Here is a 16,957-nt window from a genome sequence, read left to right as displayed (position 1 = left end):
TCCAGGGACCCTTTTTATGGGAAAGGGCGGTACCACCCTGGTTTTTCGTAGAGATACGAAACACTTTCTTTTCGGTAATAACAAACCGATTTTGGTGGGTTCTACTCATCCGAGATGGATTTTCTTCCCGCAGCTCCTCTGGTGATTTCCAAAGTCAAACGCCTTTTACGGTTGGAATTATACGCTTGATAAAAAAAAAGAAAAGCAATAAAGTAGCCTCCTTTTTTATCAAACATAATGAAGAATGCCAAGGCATTTCCAGAGAAAGTGATACAATTTGCACTCTCGTTCCAAGATGAAAAGGACGAAAATGTACACGATATCATCATTGTAACTTCAGAAAAAAACGGACAGCGAATAAGAGAAATACGAGGACTTCTACTTCCGTTAGAAAACACTATTCCTCTTCTTATAAATGGAAAAATTCTTGATATACCGGCTGACTCTTTCCAAGAAATCCACTAAGCCAAAAATCTCGGCAACGCATCACGAAAACCGAGGAGCATGTTTTCTCGACAACTCACCAATTTTGGATGCTTTGGTCTTGGTGCAGGACGACTGAGAGAATCGGAGGAAATTTCGGTGACCACAGATTGTGAATTCGTAAGGCGAACAATTTCTCGTGCCACTTTTGCTGGTGAAGCCATTTCTTCTCCTGCCACATGAAGAGTTCCTACTGGAAGGGCTTCTCGTTTAAGAAATTCCGCAATGCGATTTGCCAAATCATCCGTAAACGTAAAATTTCCTTGTTCATCAAAAAGAGCAGAAATGGGTTTATTTCGCTTTGCTAGATGTACGATTTTTGAAACAAAATTTTCCTTTCCCTTTCCATAAAGTCGACTCGTGCGAATAACAAGAGCATTCTCAGTGTTTTCCCAAATCCCCTCTTCTCCTTCTACTTTCGAAGCCCCATATATATTTATTGGATCGGGAAGAGATTGCTCATCGTAAAAATCTCCTTCTCCAGAAAAGACGAAATCGGTAGAAAAATGGATGAGAGATATTTTTCTCTTGTGCGACTCCTCTGCGAGAAGTTTGGGAAAATCAGCATTCAGATAAAAGACTTCATTTTCGTTTTCTGGTTTTTCTGCCGCATCAACATTCGCAAAAGCAACAGCATTCAAGAGAATATCCGGCGTATGATCATCGAGAGCGCGAAAAATTTCCTCAGGAAAAAAGAGGTCGTAATTAAAACGCGAGAGTGGCACCAACTGGATATTCGATTCTTGAGACAATCTTTCAAACAGACTTTGTCCAAGAAGCCCTTGTGACCCAAAGAGAAGTACTTTTTTCATAGTTCCCATTTTGCCTTTTTTTCGAAAATATGCGAGGATTTTTCTGCATATTTTGGAGCTTTTCCCATGCAACAGATTCCTTTTCGCATTCGTCCCATTGATCTTGGGGGAAAAGAACCGATTCATTTAGAACCAATTTCTCTTCCAAACGACCTCTCTGGGAAGATGACCATTAGCAGTAAATATGCGGCTGTTTCGCTCGAAGAAATTGCAGAAACCGTTCGTACAAAAGATATTAGTGAAATCCTTTCGAAAAATGGGCGTGAAGAAATTATCCTTGAAACAAATACCATTTTAAAACTTGCTCGCACAAAAGACCTTCCTGTGACAGATGAACAAAGAAAATATTGGATGATCCCCCTTTCTATCGGATTTCTTATTTGTATACTTGGGCTTTTTTTCTTTCAAAAAGATACATCCATCCGCCTCATTTTTCTGGTCGCGACTTCTGCGCTCCTCGGGGGACTCGTTGGATTCGTTTGTCAAAAGTTTTATGAATATCGCCTGAAGCACCTCATGCGAGAATGGGCAAAGGCAATGCTCGAGGATTAAAGAAATTCCCCCCCGAAAAAGGGAATGGCTTTTACAACATTTTATGAGAAATCAATAGAAAAAATGCTCACCCATCTTCACCTTCAACACTTTCGAAACCACACCTCTTTTTCATACGATATTCCGAAAAAAGGGATGCTTATTGTGGGAAGAAATGGCTCTGGAAAAACAAGTATTCTTGAGGCGCTCTCGCTCCTCTCTCTTACAAAATCGTTCCGATCAACAAACATTGCCCCCATTATAGAACAAGAACAAGAATGGATGGAGATAGAAGGAACAACAGAAAAGGAAAATCTCCTCTATCGCTGGCAAATTGCGCCAATCCGAAAAACTGCCTTTCGACGAAATGATGTCCTTATGGGAACATCTGAAATTCTTCGGAAGAAAAACTTTTTGGTCACCCTCTTTTCTCCAGACGATCTGTTACTCCCCTTTGTCTCACCACTTATGAGAAGAAAATACCTTAATCGTTTTCTTTCTCCACTTTTCCCTGAACATCTTTCGCTTTTACATCGCTTTGAAAAAATTCTCTTTTCTCGAAATGCGCTCTTAAAGAGAATTGGAGAAGGGAAAGCGTCGGCGGAAGAATTGGGTTTTTACGATGAAGAATTTGCAAAAAGTTCAGAAGAAATCAGTAAAACAAGGGAAAAGCTTTTTACGTCACTCCAAAAATCTCTTTCAAAAAACTATCAAACCATTTCTGGAAAACAAGATAATTTTCAGATTATCTTTCATCCAAGCTCTCGTTCGGAAACACTCCAGAAACTCAAAAAGCATCAACAGAAAGACATTTGTCGGGGAGCCACTAGCATAGGCGCACATGTAGATGATTTTTCGTTTCTTCTTCGAGAACAACCTCTCTCAGAAGCTGGATCTCGCGGAGAGGTACGTAGCGCACTTATTTCACTCAAAATGGCAGAAATAGAGTATGCAGAAGAGATTTCTAGCATACGTCCCATTCTTCTTTTGGATGATGTTTTTTCGGAGCTTGATGAACAGCGACGAGGACATCTTTTTGAATTCATCAAAAAACAGCAAACCATTATTACCGCCACAGACATTCCACAAAAAGAATGGGAGGGTATTGATTTCCCAGTATTGGAACTATAAGCCCCTTATCGTTTTTCCCATTAAAACCCTTTCTTACGCAACTCCTCATGCTCTCGACGAGCATCTTCATTGAGTGGAGAAATATCGAGAATTTTAGAAAATACCTGTTTTGCTTCCGCAAAACGCTCAAGCATAAGATAGCTGTCTGCCAAAAAAAAGAGGTATTCAATATTTCGCGGAGAAAAGCGAAGCGCTTTCTCAAATGATTCTGCAGCAGAAACAATGTCTCCCGCCGAAAAAAGTGATTGTCCAAGGTTGGCAAACCGAACTGGATTTTTAGAATCAATCTCTGCCGCACGTCGAAGCGCCAAAAGAGACTCATCCATTTCTTCCGATGACTTGTTTTGATGAAAAACAGAAAGGGCAAAATTCGTAAGAAGTGATGGATCCCTTGGTCGAGTCTCGATAACTTTTCGAAAAATATTTTCGGCACGTGAGTACTCTCCTGTTTGCAAATACACAAACGCAAGATGCTCATTTGCCCCCGCATGATCATCATCCCAAGAGAGTATTTTGATAAGCATTCGTTTTGCCTCCTCATATTCCTTGCGAGAAATAAGAGCCTCTGCACGATGAAGGAGGGTATATATTTCTTGTGGAACAACATCTTTTTTCTCGGAGGATTTTTGAGATGTCTTTTCTTCCACATCTTCCGTTACCGCCTCCTCATTTGACAGAGGTACATCTTGAAGAGTTTTTTCCGAAACTTCTTTTTCTTCCTCAGAAATTTCATCAGGAGCAGGTGTTGAAAGTTGTATCTTTTTGCGTACCTGAGTCACCGCTCGTACTCGCTGAAAATGTGGAAGTATCTTTGAGAATAATACCATTCCCACTCTGGAAACAGAGAGAATTAGCATGCCAAACACCGAAAGGTAGAAAAGCCAAAAACCAATGGTAATTGCCATGAATGTTCTGAAAAACCTTTCCCCATTCTTCCGGTTTCTCAAAAAAAAGTCGAGATTTTATTATGGGAAAAGAGAAAGAAAAAAAGACTCAAAGAGAAGTTTTTTATTTGCGTTTCCAGAGAGTCCTTTTTCTGTTTCCTGAAGAAGGGAGTATATTCGCAAAATATCAGAAAAGAGAATGTTTTCAGAAAGGGGAAATTCCTTTTTCTGTCGAATTTTTTCAAGAAGTAAACTCCGAAGAAAACGTTGAAAATTTTCGAGGAAAAGTGTCGCTTTATGCGCGTGCTCTGGAAAGGAAAAGTGTGTCGCCCACTTCAAACGCTTTCCGCTTTTTCGTTCAGAAAGAATGCGAGCAATCTCCTGAAACTGCTCTTGCTCCTGCTCAAAAAAGTGAGAATCATTGAGGAGTTTTATCAAATATTCCCCTCGCCCTTGTGCAATGGTCACCATTTCTTCCGCAGAATCTTCTGAAAGAGCAACGGATTTCATGTAATTCTGAAGCGTGTCCCGAGAAGCAAGAGGAACCGGAATCATCTCACATCGAGAAACAATAGTCTGAGGAAGTTTTTGAAAATGCGATGTCGTAAGAAAGAAAACAAGACCCTGAGGAGGTTCTTCAAGAGTTTTTAAAAGTGCATTTGCCGCTTCATTTGTCATGCGTTCGGCATCACGAATAATACCAACTTTCCGATCGTATTGGTCACGAAGAAAAAGTGGTTCCAAAAAGGAAGCAATATCCTGAACACCAATCGAATCAGTTTTTTTTGCCACCTCCCCTTCCGTCCCCTGCCGATGGCGTTGATTAAAATTAGAAGTTTTCGAGATAACATCCCAATCGGTTAAACGATCCGCTTGCCAAAGATCTCCTATAGAAACAACATTTCGGGAACAATTTTTTTGGATTTCTCGTAATTCACTCGGATAATCTGCAAAGAGAAGTTTTGCCATTTCTCGCACCATACGAAACTTTCCGGTTCCTGCCGGACCCCAAAGAAGAAGGGCATTTGGAAGATGCTTTCTTGCAAGGATTCGTTTCAACTTTTCAAGCGTTTTTTCCTGACCAACAATCGGTGTGCCGTGGATCATTTTTGGAGAAAAAGGGGAAAAAGAAGGCTTTTTTTTTGATGCTCTTCTTTTCGAACACGTCGAAACTCTTTTTGCCATTTTTCTGAAGAAGAGAGAACTGTTTTTATTTTTTTTCGGATAATAAACGGAGAAGCTTTTTCAGAAAGAACAAGTTCGGCAAGATTCCGATCAGAGAAAAAACTGTTAATTTTTGGAGCAGAGGAAAAGATAAGAAACGATGTTTCTGCAATAAGCGATAAAATTCCCCCATGAAGACGAGAAGTAACAACACATTTCGCCTGAGAAAATACATGAAGAAGCTCCGCAGTATTTTTTGGATTCACCACTGGAACGCCTAGTCGCTCTGCAAACTTCTGATCAATTTCGTCCATAGCAATGACACTAACTGGTTTTGGAAGAATATTGAACACTTTTTGTATTCTTTCTGGAGAGATATTCCCATCTCCCCGAAGAGCCAAAATGGTTCCCTTTCGACTTTTCAAAGACCTCGGTTTTGGAAGTACAAATGCAAAATCAGTTGCCTGCTCAATAATAGCATTTGGATGCGCTATTTTCTGAAGAAGTTCTTTAGACTCGGTATCTCGAACAGAGAAAAAACGAATATTTCGAAGCACTTTACGAACGAGAAAACGCGAGAAAAAAAATCGAAGTGGACCAAAGGAATTTCCAACCAAAAGAACTTTCGTATTCCGTTTTGCAAAACAGCGAACAAGAAACAAAAAGTATGACCACAAGAGAACTGCAAAAGGTTCACGATCTTGAAAAAGCCCACCACCACCAAAAAACACAATACTTGCCTGCCTCAGCGGACGAAAAAAAGAATAGGAAGACGGACGAAAGAGTGAGCGAAGCCCAAATGGTGGAAAAGGAAAAGATTCTACGCCATGATCCTTCGTTGTTTTTTGGGGATGAGAAGAAAACACCACTATTCGAAAATGATCTTTTGGAAAAAGATGAATAAACCCCGAAAGAATCGCTTCATCTCCCCTGTTTTGCCCCCCATAGTTTCCAAAGAGAAGAATGGTTTTTTGAGGTGGCATAGAAAAAAAGAGTCAGAAAAAGAGTAACACAAGACAAAAACTTATGCTTTGTTCGTTTTTACGCAGTTGTTACCTCGATATTGTCTTAGGGGAACAACCCTGCTTCAGATATGAGAGCAAGAAGCTTATCCACACCGAATTGGATATTATGCACAAATCAGGATACAACTCATGCCTCTAAGAAATAATCAACAGATTCTTTCATCTAAAATGTCAAATCACTATCTATATTATAAAACGGAAGACTCTATTTTTCGCATTCTTTTTGGAAAAATTTTCCATATTCACAAATCATTTTGGCGATCTTGGAATACGCTCCTCTTGTATTTTTTCTAGCCAATATCCAATCATTTGGAGCTGTACTTTTCTGAATATCAAAAAGACACTGAGATTCATGAGTTCTCATCAAAAAAAGAGCTTTTATTTTCCTCGGATACTTTCGTATAAGTTTAGAAACAAGCAATGACTCAACGTGATACCTTTCCAAGATAAAGTCATTACTATCTGCTATTTCCGAAAGAACAAAAGCCTCGATAGCTTTCTGCAAGATTTCTGCTTGTTTGCGATACGCTTCGATAATTTCTTCTATTGGATAACGAGAGTATCTTCGTCATTGCTATTACACCGCTGGTTACTCGCAGGGAAATACTCAAGAACACTCTCAGTATCCCAATATGATTTTATGATACAAACCAAGAAGATCCATTGAAACCCACAGAGCCACTTTCGACTTTATCAAGCTTTTTGTCAGCATTGTTTTTCCACATTTTGGCGATCCGCTGATGAGGTAGGTTATTCTTATTTCTTTTCTTCTTCCTCTCCTTCTGAAACTCCTTCAGAAGAAACTTCCTCCTTGTCCTCCACAGTAACCTCCTCATTTACTTCTTCTGCAGATTCAGACTCATTACCCAAATCCCCTCGCTCAGCAACTGCTTGTTGCTGCTTCTTTTCATTTTCAATCGCCTCCTCAATATCTGCGTCCCCCGCTTCGGCGCCTGCCTGCATTTGCTTGAGCTCTTCATCGGTAAAGAAACGCTCTCGAAGACGTGCAGCTTTTCCACGAAGTGAGCGCATAAAATACATTTTTGCACGTCGCACTTTTGCCTCCTTGATGAGCTCAATTTTTTCAATAAGTGGAGAATGTACCTGAAACACCTGCTCCACACCAATACCACTCACAATCTTGCGAACGGTAAGCGTAGCGGCGATATTCCCCTGATTTCGTACTCCAATAACGAGTCCCTCAAATTTCTGAACACGCTCCTTGTCTCCCTCTCGAATTTTTCGGTGTACTCGCACTGTTTGCCCAGCACGAAAAGCAATCATTCCTTTTTTTCTTTCCTCCTGATGAAGGTCTTCTATACGTACGGACATGGTCTCAAATGAAAAAATGAAGAAAGCGTGGGGAATTTTTTCGCTACGATAAGACTATCCGAGAACATTTTCCGTCTTTTTTGCGATTTTGTTCGCAAGAACAATGTTCTTAGGGTTCTTTAGTAAATCCTGGCTAAATTTATCTTTACACTCAAGCCGATACAAAAAATCTTCTCGAGAGAAGACAGAAAAGCGGATTTCGTGCTTTAACTCCCCTGCCAGTTCCCGAGAAAGATAATCGGAAAGCCTTTCTTTGTCAAGCTTCCCTACCACTACAATATCAACTCCACCAGAGGCATCGACAAAAGCACCAGTAAGCACCAATAAATCAACCATTCCGAAACGCTGTATTTTTTTGAGAATCTGCTGATGTGGTCCCTCTGCCTTTTGAAAAATAGTACGAAGCTCGTTTAAAATTGGGAACTGAGAATTAACGGAATAATACTTTTTTCGCTCACGAACCTTTCCTCGAAGCATACCAATTTTTTCGAGATTTTCGAGTTCACGACGAATAGAATTTATCTGCTCGTCCAAACTCCTTGTGAGTTCACGTACGAAAAACTCTTGCCCCTCTGGAGATAAGAGGTAGAGGCGCAATAACTTTACTCGCGTCATTGATGAAAAAAGCGCCTTTAACACAATGCAGGTGAGAAATAGAGAAAATTTCGTTCAAAATTTTTACTCGTTTTGTTTCATTGGTCAAGAAATTTTTTCAACAAACAAATAATTTGTTTATATAAAGCCGAAAAAATTGAAAACAAAAAAAGAAAACTTTTTTTAGAAAAAAGGTGGTAACGGTGCATTTTGATTATTTATATAAATGAAATACAAGAACAATAAAAATGTTCATACAAAAAAGAAAAAAAATGATATGCTGAAAATGAAAATTTTTGTTTCCCAAAAGTTATGAAAAAAATAGTACATATATGTACCGGAGGAGCCTGTTCCCAAAAAAACAAAGCTATTCTTCAGACCGCCGAAGAAGAAAAAAGAAGAGGAGCACCCAATTCCCTTTCGTACTGTGGATGTCTTAAAAAATGCCAGATGGGACCAAATATAAAAATAGTAGAAAATGACAGAGAGAGAATAAAAACAGAAGCCACCTCACAAGATGTAAAACGGGAAATGACGAGTATTCAACAAAAACCAAGCCGAGAAAGCGTGAACAATCTTCTTTTTGGGGGATTTTAAGGATGTTTTTTAAACGTATTCCTGTGGGACCGATGCAAAATAATTCATACCTTATTGGGTGTGAAAAAACGAAAGAGGCACTTGTTGTTGACTGTGGTTTTGAGGCAGAAAAAATACAGAAAATAGCCAAGCAGAATGGATACACTATTGTGGGGATTGTTCTTACCCACGTTCACTACGACCACTCGGGAGCGGCAGATGCCCTTTCAGAAATAACGAAGGCACCTATTTATGCTCACGAAAAAACAGAAAAAAAACGGGGACAAAAAATAAACGAAGGGATGTGGAGTATTCCCAAGAAATTTACCCCCCTTACCGAGGGAGAAGAAATTGCATTCGGAGAAGAATCAGGAAGGGTTCTTTTTGCCCCAGGGCACCAGTCTGACCATATTCTTTTTCGAACAGATCTCTATCTATTCACTGGCGATACACTCTTTATTGAGGGTATTGGTCGAACAGATTTTCCCGACTCTTCTTCAGAAGATATGCAAAGAACATTGAACACAATAATTGATCTTCCAGAGAATCTTGTTATTTGTCCTGGACATGATTATGGCTCTGTACCAATGAGAAAATTGGCGGAAGAAAGAAAATATAACATGTATCTTAAAAAAATTATTGAACATAATAATTGATCAAAAAAAATAACATATCACCCTCTTTAATACCCCGTGAGATACAAAATTCTCACAGAAAAAAGGGGTCTCATAGACTTCTAAGAGCCCCCTAAATTCAAATATTTTAGGATTTGTACTTACATCTTAACAATGTCTTCTTCTTTTGAAGAAGAACGAAGGAAGAAATCCATGGCGCGAATCTGTTCCATCTGAACTCCAATGTAAGCATCTCGAAAACCAAATTTTCGAAGCGACTGTTCAATGGTAAGGAAAACATCTTCCCGAAGAACTCCTTCAGTGGAAGAAATTTTGTCAGAAAAATCCTGATCTGGAGAGAGGAACCAGGAAACGGTCTTTTGAAAAAAGGTAGCAATCTTGTTGATTTCCTGAAGAGTTATCTTTTTCTTCTTCCCACTCAAGAAACGATTTGCTCGGTTGATACGAACATTTACATGGTCGCCACGACTTCCGAGAATCTCCCCCAATTTCTTCTTGGAGATGCCCATTTCTTTCATGAGCAAGGAGACTTTGGAACGAATGACTTCTTCGTTGATTTCTTTCATAATTATAATAAATAAAGGTGAGTCATTTTTCTCTCAAAAAGTATGTATGTCAAAGTTTTTTATTTGACATGATTAGTACATTATTGTGATGAAAAAATTGAAAAATTGGATTACAAAAAAAGGAAAGAGAAGTTTTTAGGAAAAAACTGTGTTTTTTAAATTTCTGAACAAAAAGAAAAATGGTAGCGTATATTCTATAACTCCGAAAGACCACATCATAATATATCACTAGAGCATCATGAAAGGATCTCAAAAAGCGCCTACGATGTGGTCATTCAGAACACTTTTCTTCGGAGCAGGAACAGTATTCTTGCTCCTAGCGGTGTATAACAGGACGATCCCCTTATGAAAAACAACGCCTCTGAAACCTCTTTTTTTGAAAAAAGGATCTATTTCACCGTAACCGACTTTGCCAGATTTCGGGGTTTATCAGGGTCAAATCCACGCGCAATAGCCAAGTAATACGAAAGAATCTGTACCGGAATAAGATTGAGAATAGGGCTTGCAATGCCAGCACGTGGCACGCGTATCCAGTGATCAAATACGTCGCTGTTATCTGGTGCAATACCAATAATATTTCCACCACGAGCCTTGATCTCCATGGCATTGCTTAAAATTTCACGTCGCTGACGATCATCGTCGCTAACGAGAACAAGACAGGGCGTTCCCTTCTCAATCATGGCAATGGGACCGTGTTTCAATTCACCTCCGGCAAACCCTTCTGCATGAATATATGAAACTTCTTGAATCTTGATAGCAGACTCCATCGCCATTGGATAATTGGAACCTTTTCCGATAATAAAAATATTCTCCTGACGAGCAATGTCATATGCAATTTTTTCCACAAACTCGGAAAAACGTGGATTCAAAAGATCATTTACCTGCGCCGCCGCCTCAATAAGCGCTTTCTTTCCGGCAGAAAACTTTCGTCCAGTTGCGTATGCGAGTAGAAGAAGGATAGCAAGCTGACTTGTCGCCGCCTTTGTACTTGCTACTGCTTTTTCTGGTCCGGCCTTGATGTGGATAGTAAAATCGGACATGCGATCCACCGTTGATCCTTTAGAATTTACAATAGAAACCACTTCACTTCCCGCTTCTCGTGCCGCCTCAATTGCCTCAATAACATCTGCTGTTTCTCCGGATTGAGAAATAGCAATCACAAGAGATTCTGGCTGAAGAAAATCGTGAAAGATCGGGAACTCACTTGCTACTACCGTATTAATATGACGACGAGCAATTTGAGAAAAGAAGTACTCCCCTGCCAAAGCAACTTTATGCGCTGTTCCACAACCAATGAGAAAAGTTCCACGTGCACGACGAATTTCTTCAGCAATTTTTAAGATTTCCTCTTCCGGCTGATTAATGGCTTGGGTAATAGTATTTTTCTGCTCATAAATCTCCTTAATCATGAAATGTGCATGATCTCCTTTGCTGGTCTCTTCGTATGATGTTTCGAGAATAACATCCCGTTTTTGAATTTTGTGAAGCGATTCAAGAGAAAGAACGCGAAGCCCCTCAGGAGCGGCTTCTACAATTTCTCCATCATCGATATACCAAACGTGTTTCGTGTGTTCAAGAAAAGCAGGGGTATCACTTGCAAAATATACCTCATTGTTCTCACCTATTCCTAAAATAAGAGGACTTCCATTTCGAACACCAACCATACGATAATCTTCTGAAGAAATAGCCACAAATGCAAAACGTCCTTCACAACGATCTGCCGTTTTTTTACAAGCATTCACAAGATCATTTCCCTTCTCAAGAAATTCTTCGAGGAGATGACAAAGCACCTCAGTATCGGTATCTGAAGCGAAAAAGTGTCCGCGGAGAGTAAGCTCCTGACGAAGTTCCACAAAATTTTCAATAATGCCGTTATGCACTACTGCTATCTTTTTATCTTCCGTACAATGCGGATGAGCATTTTCGGAAGTAACACCACCATGTGTTGCCCAACGAGTATGTCCAATGGCGATGGTACTCTTGGGAAAATCTTTCGGAAGTTTTGCCTCAGAAATTTTCCCGATTTGCTTTTCAATGCATACTTCCTCACCACACGGAGCACCAACTCCCCAAGAATCATATCCACGATATTCTAGGTTTCGAAGACCCTTCAAAACATACTGAGGAGCATTTTTCCTCCCGAATACACCAACAATTCCACACATATTATAAATCAAAAATTAAAAATAGCCGAAGTTTATCTTTTTAGTAAAAAAAAACACAAATGTCAACATAATTAGAATCCCACAATATACGCAGAAAGAATACCAAGGATTCCCACAGAAAGAGTAAAGAGAACAAAAAATATTAACCGACCATTTCGCGCAGACTGCAAAGACTCCTGAAGATGATCTATCTGGAGAGAAAAATCATTATCTCTTTTTTTTGCTTCGAGCAAAGGAACGCTATTTTTAGAAATTTCTTGCCATTTTCCGAGTTCAAAACTGAGTTTTGCAATTTCACCATCTTTCTTTTGGATTTCGTGGTGCATCTCTCTAATGAGATTTGCAAATGGCGTCATATCATTTTCTGAAGTGACAGGAAGTGTTTTCTCCTCAGAAACGAAGTGTGTTTTTTCTGGCTCTGGACTAGCGATTGATTCAACATCTGGTCGCAAAAATAGTGCTTTTCGTCCTCGACGATGCGCACGAAGAATCTTTCGCTGAACGTATCGATCAAGAGTTCGTGTAGAGATACCAAGCATATCTGCCGCTTCCTCTCGGGTTACAAAATTCGACATAAAAACTCAAAAAAACGATTGTCCCCATTGTGTCAGTCTCCCAAAATTTTGTCGAGTTTTGACAATTGTAAAAATGAAGCAGTAGGCTACAAGCGTACTTTTTTCTTTTTTACATAATTATGGAAGAACATGCATGCGGATGCCACGAGCCATTCATCGCTCAAGTTGGCGGATATGCTCCGGACTTTACGGCAAATTCTTATTTTAAAGGAGATTTCAAAATTGTTACTCTTTCAGAATATCTTGATGCTGGAAAATGGGTTGTGCTTTTTTTCTACCCACTCGACTTTACTTTTGTTTGCCCCACGGAAATTAAAAAGTTTTCCGAAAAGGCAAAAGAGTTTGAGAGTGAGGGTGCCCAAATCCTCGGAGTTTCCGTCGATTCAGAATACAGTCACCAAGCGTGGTCGAAGGGTGATTTGGGAGATTTAGAATTTCCTCTCGTATCAGATTTGAAAAAAGAAATTTCCGAAAGTTATGGTGTGCTTCATCCTGATGGAATGTCTCTTCGAGGAACATTTATCATTGATCCTGAGGGAGTTATTCATCACGCGACTATTAATAATCTTCCCATTGGACGAAGTGTAGAAGAAACGCTTCGAACTTTTATCGCCGCAAAATCTGGTGAGCTCTGTCCAGTAGGCTGGCACAAAGGAGAGAAAACCCTCGGAAAAGCGTAAGAAAAAATATAACGAGTAACAAAAACAAGGGGTTATAACCCCTTGTTTTTGTATTTCTCTCGAAAATCATCATAGCCACCAATAAACCGATCTCCTTCCATAATAAGCGGAATCGTAAAGTGATTATATTTTTCCGAAAGCTCTAAAAGCTCCTTCTCCGCTTGCGTTCCCGAATCAGCACAACGATATTCATACGAAATTCCTTCTTGATGACAGAGAGAAACGGCGGCATGACAATATGGGCAGAAATTTCGACCATAAATCACAACAGACATAATAAAAAGGCAATGAAGAATAAGAAAAAAATAGCAGAAAAGAAGAAATGAAAAAATACACCCTTGAAAAAGAATAAAAAAAACCATTGGGCAAAAGAAAAAGAATGATTAAAATGAAAATGATTTTTTCCAAAAACTTATGAAAATATTTCTCGATACTGCGAACATTGCCGATATTAAAAAATATGCTACATGGGGAATTGTGGATGGAGTAACAACAAATCCGACACTCGTTGCAAAAGAAGGGGTCGATTTTAAAACCCGTGTTCAAGAAATTTGCGAGATTATTCCTGGACCAGTGAGCGCAGAAGTCATTGCCACCGATGCAAAGAATATGATTTTAGAAGGACGCAATATCGCCACATGGGCACCAAATGTCTTCGTAAAAATCCCTATGACATCCGATGGTATTCAAGCGGTTTCTATTCTCTCTCGAGAAGGAATCCGAACAAACGTCACTCTTATTTTCTCTGCAAATCAGGCAATGCTTGCCGCAAAGGCGGGTGCTACGCTTGTGAGTCCTTTTGTGGGAAGGCTTGATGATATTGGGCAAGAGGGCATGGAACTTATTGGAGATATTGTTGATATTTTTGGAAATTACGGGATTCAAACAGAAGTTCTTGCCGCAAGTATTCGAACATCGCAACATATTCTGAGCGCCATGAAAATGGGGGCAGATATTGTAACCATCCCTCCAAATTTGCTCGACAAAATGGCGGAACATCCTCTGACCGATAAGGGACTTTCTGTCTTTCTCGCTGATTGGAAAAATATGAAAAAATCATAATTTTTTTTTCTGAATTCTCATGATCCATATCGATTTTTCTGCACTCAAAACTATTGCTCCCGAACACGGACTTTCACCAGAAGAGCAAAATTCACTCAACAATCGTCTCCCAGAATATTTGCAAAAAATCCATGCCCGAAAACAAGGATTTTACGGCGATCACGTGCTTTCAAACGAAGCACTCATTTCAGAAATCCAGGTATTTGCAGATTCAGTAGAAGAGACATACGAAGTAATTGTTCTGTTAGGAATTGGTGGTTCATCTCTTGGAACCATAGCATTGCGAGATGCCTTTGGTCACAGCATAGGTGGAACCTATCCCGAGCTTATTGTCTTGGATAATATCGATCCAGATCTTATCGCCGAAACACTCGAAGGACTCGAGCTTGAAAAAACTTTATTCTTAGTTATCAGTAAGTCTGGTGGCACTCCAGAAATTGTTTCGCAGTATTTCTTTTTCTCTGAGGTGGTTCAAAATGCTGGTCTCTTGGAAAAAGATCATTTTGTTTTTATCACGGGTTCAAATGGAATTTTGCGAAAGGAGGCAGATAAAAAAGATATTATCACCTTTTCTATTCCGCCAGATGTAGGCGGGCGATTCTCTGTTCTTACCGCTGTTGGCTTGCTTCCTGCAGCACTGGTAGGAATCGATATTCAGGCACTTATTCATGGCGCGCAAAAAATGCGAGACCTATTTTTAAGTGAAAATGTAAACAAGAATCTCCCGTTTCAACTTGCCAGTATTCAGCATCTGCTATTACAAAAAGGAAAAACCATAAATGTAATGTATCCCTATGCACATAAGTTGCATCGCGTTGCTGATTGGTTTCGGCAACTTTTGGCGGAATCAACAGGAAAAAAATATTCCAATGCTGGGAAAGAAATTTTCACCGGAATTACACCCATTTCCGCCTTGGGAGCAACAGATCAGCACAGCCAAAATCAACTCTATTTTGAGGGTCCGAATGATAAACTATTTCTCTTCCTCGAAAATCAATCGTTTCAAAATACAGTGCAGATCCCCACGCCAAGTGACAAAAGACTGGAATATTTAAAAGATACGGATTTTGGTAAGCTCTTAAAACTCGAAATGGAAGGAACAAAAGGAGCTCTTACAGAGGCGGATCGTCCACATGTTACTATTTCGCTCTCAGAAATTTCCGAAGAAAATCTCGGAGCGCTTTTTCTCCTTCTCGAAGGGGCAACGGCTTTCCTTGGGGAATTCCTCGATATTAATGCATTCGATCAACCAGGAGTAGAACTCAGCAAAAATATCACAAAAAATCTTCTTCTTCAGAAAAATTCGTAACTTCATTTTTTATTTGGATCAGATGAAAAGTACCATAGGACTTATAGGACTCGCCGTTATGGGGCAAAACCTTGCGCGAAATTTTGCGAACCGAAACATTCGCACCACTGTTTTTAATCGCACCACTTCGGTGGGAGAAGAGTTTATTAAACAGCATGGAAATGAGTATTTGACACTCTCAAAAAGCATAGGGGAATTTGTAAAAAACTTAGAGGCACCACGAAAAATTTTTCTCATGGTCAAGGCAGGAAAAGCGGTGGATACGGTTATTGAAAGCCTTCTTCCCTTTTTGGAATCGGGAGATATTATTATTGACGGAGGAAATTCGCATTTTCCCGACACCATTCGCCGAGAAAAAAAACTCGCAGAAAAAGAAATTCGTTTTGTAGGATGCGGTGTTTCTGGCGGAGAAGAAGGTGCACTCAAGGGTCCAAGCCTTATGCCCAGTGGAAAAAAAGAAGCAGTAGAAGAGCTTCTTCCTTTACTGAAGCAAATTGCCGCGAAAGATTTTTCGGGAGGAGCATGCGTCAGCAACATTGGAACAGATGGTGCGGGACACTATGTTAAAATGGTACACAATGGCATTGAATATGCTGTGATGCAATTTTTGGCAGAGATCTACGATATTTTACGATCATCAGGAAAAACATCACCACAAATCTCCGATATTTTTTCGAGTTGGAACGAAGGAAGACTTTCCTCTTTTCTCGTGGAACTTTCCGCTATTATCACCAAAAAAAAGGATGACGAAGGAGATAATTTTCTCATCGATAAAGTGCTCGATAGCGCGAGTCAAAAAGGAACGGGGCGCTGGACAATTCTCGACGCAGACGAAAGAGGAGTGGCAGTTCCCTCTATTTCTGCCGCAGTGCAAGCGCGCATTTTTTCGGAAAATGTTAAACTCCGAGAGAAACTCGAAAAACTGATCCCTCTCTTTCGTTCATCCCCTTCTCTTTCAGAAGAGGTGCTCACCTCTGCCCTTTATCTCGCCACTATTAGTGCGTACTCGGAAGGATTTTGGCTCATTCAAAAAGCCGCCGAGGAACAAAACTGGGAAGTTTCTTTTTCAGAAGTCTCTCGTATTTGGCAAGGAGGATGTATTATTCGGGCACAAATTTTGAAGTTTTTGGAAGACACTTTTCGAAAACAAACCGAAAAAACACCGCTCCTTATGCTCCCCGAAATCACAGAAGAAATCACTTCTTCCCTGCCACATCTTCGTACACTTGTTGCAGAAGCAGTCCGATGTGGCATTCCGGTTGCGTGTTTTTCTGCCGCGCTTCAACACTTAGAACAGGTAACACGTGGACGTGGATCGGCAAATTTCCTCCAAGGACTTCGGGATGCCTTTGGTGCCCACACGTTCCAAAGAATTGACAGGGATGGTATTTTTCATGCGGAGTGGGAATAGATTACTTTCTTTCTTCATTACC

Annotated in this window: 19 protein-coding genes; 9 read left to right on the top strand and 10 right to left on the bottom strand. The window is 40.0% G+C overall.

Features of this window, described 5'->3' with window-relative positions; translation table 11 throughout:
• The first annotated feature begins 237 nt into the window (after positions 1-237).
• Positions 238-465 carry a hypothetical protein gene (locus tag IPN35_01340; protein QQS59518.1) on the top strand — a complete coding sequence of 76 codons (228 nt, stop codon included), beginning with the start codon at positions 238-240 and terminating at the stop codon, positions 463-465.
• Here the strand turns inward: IPN35_01340 and IPN35_01335 are convergent.
• On the bottom strand, positions 462-1,304 hold the full coding sequence (locus IPN35_01335) for a sugar nucleotide-binding protein (GenBank protein QQS59517.1): 843 nt from the start codon (positions 1,302-1,304) through the stop codon (positions 462-464). The genes IPN35_01340 and IPN35_01335 overlap by 4 nt on opposite strands.
• Positions 1,305-1,361: 57 nt before the next feature.
• Here IPN35_01335 and IPN35_01330 point away from each other — a divergent pair, with 57 nt between their 5' ends.
• Positions 1,362-1,847, top strand: coding sequence for a hypothetical protein (locus IPN35_01330; GenBank protein ID QQS59516.1), 486 nt, complete (start codon positions 1,362-1,364; stop codon positions 1,845-1,847).
• Positions 1,848-1,871: 24 nt separating this feature from the next.
• On the top strand, positions 1,872-2,957 hold the full coding sequence (gene recF / locus IPN35_01325; protein QQS59515.1) for a DNA replication and repair protein RecF: 1,086 nt from the start codon (positions 1,872-1,874) through the stop codon (positions 2,955-2,957).
• A gap of 20 nt (positions 2,958-2,977) precedes the next feature.
• Here the strand turns inward: recF and IPN35_01320 are convergent, their stop codons facing one another.
• The 5 genes from IPN35_01320 to IPN35_01300 form a co-directional block, all read right to left on the bottom strand.
• Positions 2,978-3,862 (bottom strand): tetratricopeptide repeat protein, encoded by an 885-nt coding sequence (locus IPN35_01320; protein QQS59514.1) that lies wholly within the window; start codon positions 3,860-3,862, stop codon positions 2,978-2,980.
• Positions 3,863-3,922: 60 nt separating this feature from the next.
• Entirely contained in the window at positions 3,923-4,948 is a 1,026-nt protein-coding gene (locus IPN35_01315; protein ID QQS59513.1) for a hypothetical protein, read from the bottom strand.
• The gene (locus tag IPN35_01310) at positions 4,945-5,988 is read right to left on the bottom strand and encodes a polysaccharide pyruvyl transferase family protein (protein ID QQS59512.1); all 1,044 of its coding nucleotides are present in this window, start codon (positions 5,986-5,988) and stop codon (positions 4,945-4,947) included. Before IPN35_01310 ends, IPN35_01315 begins: the two co-directional genes overlap by 4 nt.
• A 798-nt stretch (positions 5,989-6,786) precedes the next feature.
• Positions 6,787-7,362 carry a 50S ribosomal protein L19 gene (gene rplS, locus IPN35_01305; GenBank protein ID QQS59511.1) on the bottom strand — a complete coding sequence of 192 codons (576 nt, stop codon included), beginning with the start codon at positions 7,360-7,362 and terminating at the stop codon, positions 6,787-6,789.
• Positions 7,363-7,416: 54 nt separating this feature from the next.
• Positions 7,417-7,977 carry a hypothetical protein gene (locus tag IPN35_01300; protein ID QQS59510.1) on the bottom strand — a complete coding sequence of 187 codons (561 nt, stop codon included), beginning with the start codon at positions 7,975-7,977 and terminating at the stop codon, positions 7,417-7,419.
• 291 nt (positions 7,978-8,268) lie between these two features.
• On the opposite strand from IPN35_01300, the gene IPN35_01295 reads away from it, so the two are divergent.
• Positions 8,269-8,553, top strand: coding sequence for a (2Fe-2S) ferredoxin domain-containing protein (locus IPN35_01295; GenBank protein ID QQS59509.1), 285 nt, complete (start codon positions 8,269-8,271; stop codon positions 8,551-8,553).
• A 2-nt stretch (positions 8,554-8,555) separates the two neighbouring features.
• The gene (locus tag IPN35_01290) at positions 8,556-9,188 is read left to right on the top strand and encodes an MBL fold metallo-hydrolase (protein ID QQS59508.1); all 633 of its coding nucleotides are present in this window, start codon (positions 8,556-8,558) and stop codon (positions 9,186-9,188) included.
• A gap of 119 nt (positions 9,189-9,307) precedes the next feature.
• Here IPN35_01290 and IPN35_01285 read toward each other — a convergent pair whose 3' ends face one another.
• The 3 genes from IPN35_01285 to IPN35_01275 all read right to left on the bottom strand — a co-directional run bounded on the left by IPN35_01285 (position 9,308) and on the right by IPN35_01275 (position 12,473).
• Positions 9,308-9,733 carry a hypothetical protein gene (locus IPN35_01285; GenBank protein QQS59507.1) on the bottom strand — a complete coding sequence of 142 codons (426 nt, stop codon included), beginning with the start codon at positions 9,731-9,733 and terminating at the stop codon, positions 9,308-9,310.
• Positions 9,734-10,122: 389 nt separating this feature from the next.
• On the bottom strand, positions 10,123-11,898 hold the full coding sequence (glmS, locus tag IPN35_01280) for a glutamine--fructose-6-phosphate transaminase (isomerizing) (GenBank protein QQS59506.1): 1,776 nt from the start codon (positions 11,896-11,898) through the stop codon (positions 10,123-10,125).
• A 71-nt stretch (positions 11,899-11,969) separates the two neighbouring features.
• Positions 11,970-12,473, bottom strand: coding sequence for a helix-turn-helix domain-containing protein (locus IPN35_01275; GenBank protein QQS59505.1), 504 nt, complete (start codon positions 12,471-12,473; stop codon positions 11,970-11,972).
• Between the two features lie 119 nt (positions 12,474-12,592).
• Between IPN35_01275 and IPN35_01270 the strand changes: the two genes are divergently transcribed.
• Positions 12,593-13,153, top strand: a complete 561-nt coding sequence (locus tag IPN35_01270) for a peroxiredoxin (GenBank protein ID QQS59504.1) — start codon at positions 12,593-12,595, stop codon at positions 13,151-13,153.
• 32 nt (positions 13,154-13,185) lie between these two features.
• Here IPN35_01270 and IPN35_01265 read toward each other — a convergent pair whose 3' ends face one another.
• Complete coding sequence (locus IPN35_01265) at positions 13,186-13,428, bottom strand: glutaredoxin (protein ID QQS59503.1); 243 nt, start codon at positions 13,426-13,428, stop codon at positions 13,186-13,188.
• A gap of 139 nt (positions 13,429-13,567) precedes the next feature.
• Here IPN35_01265 and fsa point away from each other — a divergent pair, with 139 nt between their 5' ends.
• The 3 genes from fsa to gndA are packed head-to-tail and all read left to right on the top strand — an operon-like array spanning position 13,568 to position 16,935.
• Positions 13,568-14,215 carry a fructose-6-phosphate aldolase gene (gene fsa, locus IPN35_01260; protein QQS59502.1) on the top strand — a complete coding sequence of 216 codons (648 nt, stop codon included), beginning with the start codon at positions 13,568-13,570 and terminating at the stop codon, positions 14,213-14,215.
• 19 nt (positions 14,216-14,234) lie between these two features.
• Positions 14,235-15,524, top strand: a complete 1,290-nt coding sequence (locus IPN35_01255; GenBank protein QQS59501.1) for a glucose-6-phosphate isomerase — start codon at positions 14,235-14,237, stop codon at positions 15,522-15,524.
• Positions 15,525-15,546: 22 nt separating this feature from the next.
• Positions 15,547-16,935 (top strand): NADP-dependent phosphogluconate dehydrogenase, encoded by a 1,389-nt coding sequence (gene gndA, locus IPN35_01250; GenBank protein ID QQS59500.1) that lies wholly within the window; start codon positions 15,547-15,549, stop codon positions 16,933-16,935.
• Positions 16,936-16,957 lie beyond the last annotated feature (22 nt).

This window comes from Candidatus Peregrinibacteria bacterium, from assembly GCA_016699755.1.
Taxonomy (GTDB): domain Bacteria; phylum Patescibacteriota; class Gracilibacteria; order CAIRYL01.
The sequence above is the reverse complement of the archived record's forward strand: the minus strand, read 5'-3'. Positions and strand labels throughout refer to the sequence as shown.

Bases quoted from the DNA above. Each gene is read 5' to 3' on its own strand.
- IPN35_01330 (QQS59516.1), top strand. From the start codon at position 1,362: ATGCAACAGATTCCTTTTCGCATTCGTCCCATTGATCTTGGGGGAAAA.
- IPN35_01335 (QQS59517.1), bottom strand. From the start codon at position 1,304: ATGGGAACTATGAAAAAAGTACTTCTCTTTGGGTCACAAGGGCTTCTT.
- fsa (QQS59502.1), top strand. From the start codon at position 13,568: ATGAAAATATTTCTCGATACTGCGAACATTGCCGATATTAAAAAATAT.
- IPN35_01285 (QQS59507.1), bottom strand. From the start codon at position 9,733: ATGAAAGAAATCAACGAAGAAGTCATTCGTTCCAAAGTCTCCTTGCTC.
- IPN35_01255 (QQS59501.1), top strand. From the start codon at position 14,235: ATGATCCATATCGATTTTTCTGCACTCAAAACTATTGCTCCCGAACAC.
- IPN35_01320 (QQS59514.1), bottom strand. From the start codon at position 3,862: ATGGCAATTACCATTGGTTTTTGGCTTTTCTACCTTTCGGTGTTTGGC.
- IPN35_01315 (QQS59513.1), bottom strand. From the start codon at position 4,948: ATGATCCACGGCACACCGATTGTTGGTCAGGAAAAAACGCTTGAAAAG.
- IPN35_01295 (QQS59509.1), top strand. From the start codon at position 8,269: ATGAAAAAAATAGTACATATATGTACCGGAGGAGCCTGTTCCCAAAAA.
- IPN35_01310 (QQS59512.1), bottom strand. From the start codon at position 5,988: ATGCCACCTCAAAAAACCATTCTTCTCTTTGGAAACTATGGGGGGCAA.
- recF (QQS59515.1), top strand. From the start codon at position 1,872: ATGGCTTTTACAACATTTTATGAGAAATCAATAGAAAAAATGCTCACC.
- glmS (QQS59506.1), bottom strand. From the start codon at position 11,898: ATGTGTGGAATTGTTGGTGTATTCGGGAGGAAAAATGCTCCTCAGTAT.
- IPN35_01275 (QQS59505.1), bottom strand. From the start codon at position 12,473: ATGTCGAATTTTGTAACCCGAGAGGAAGCGGCAGATATGCTTGGTATC.
- IPN35_01265 (QQS59503.1), bottom strand. From the start codon at position 13,428: ATGTCTGTTGTGATTTATGGTCGAAATTTCTGCCCATATTGTCATGCC.
- IPN35_01270 (QQS59504.1), top strand. From the start codon at position 12,593: ATGGAAGAACATGCATGCGGATGCCACGAGCCATTCATCGCTCAAGTT.
- rplS (QQS59511.1), bottom strand. From the start codon at position 7,362: ATGTCCGTACGTATAGAAGACCTTCATCAGGAGGAAAGAAAAAAAGGA.
- IPN35_01300 (QQS59510.1), bottom strand. From the start codon at position 7,977: ATGACGCGAGTAAAGTTATTGCGCCTCTACCTCTTATCTCCAGAGGGG.
- IPN35_01290 (QQS59508.1), top strand. From the start codon at position 8,556: ATGTTTTTTAAACGTATTCCTGTGGGACCGATGCAAAATAATTCATAC.
- gndA (QQS59500.1), top strand. From the start codon at position 15,547: ATGAAAAGTACCATAGGACTTATAGGACTCGCCGTTATGGGGCAAAAC.
- IPN35_01340 (QQS59518.1), top strand. From the start codon at position 238: ATGAAGAATGCCAAGGCATTTCCAGAGAAAGTGATACAATTTGCACTC.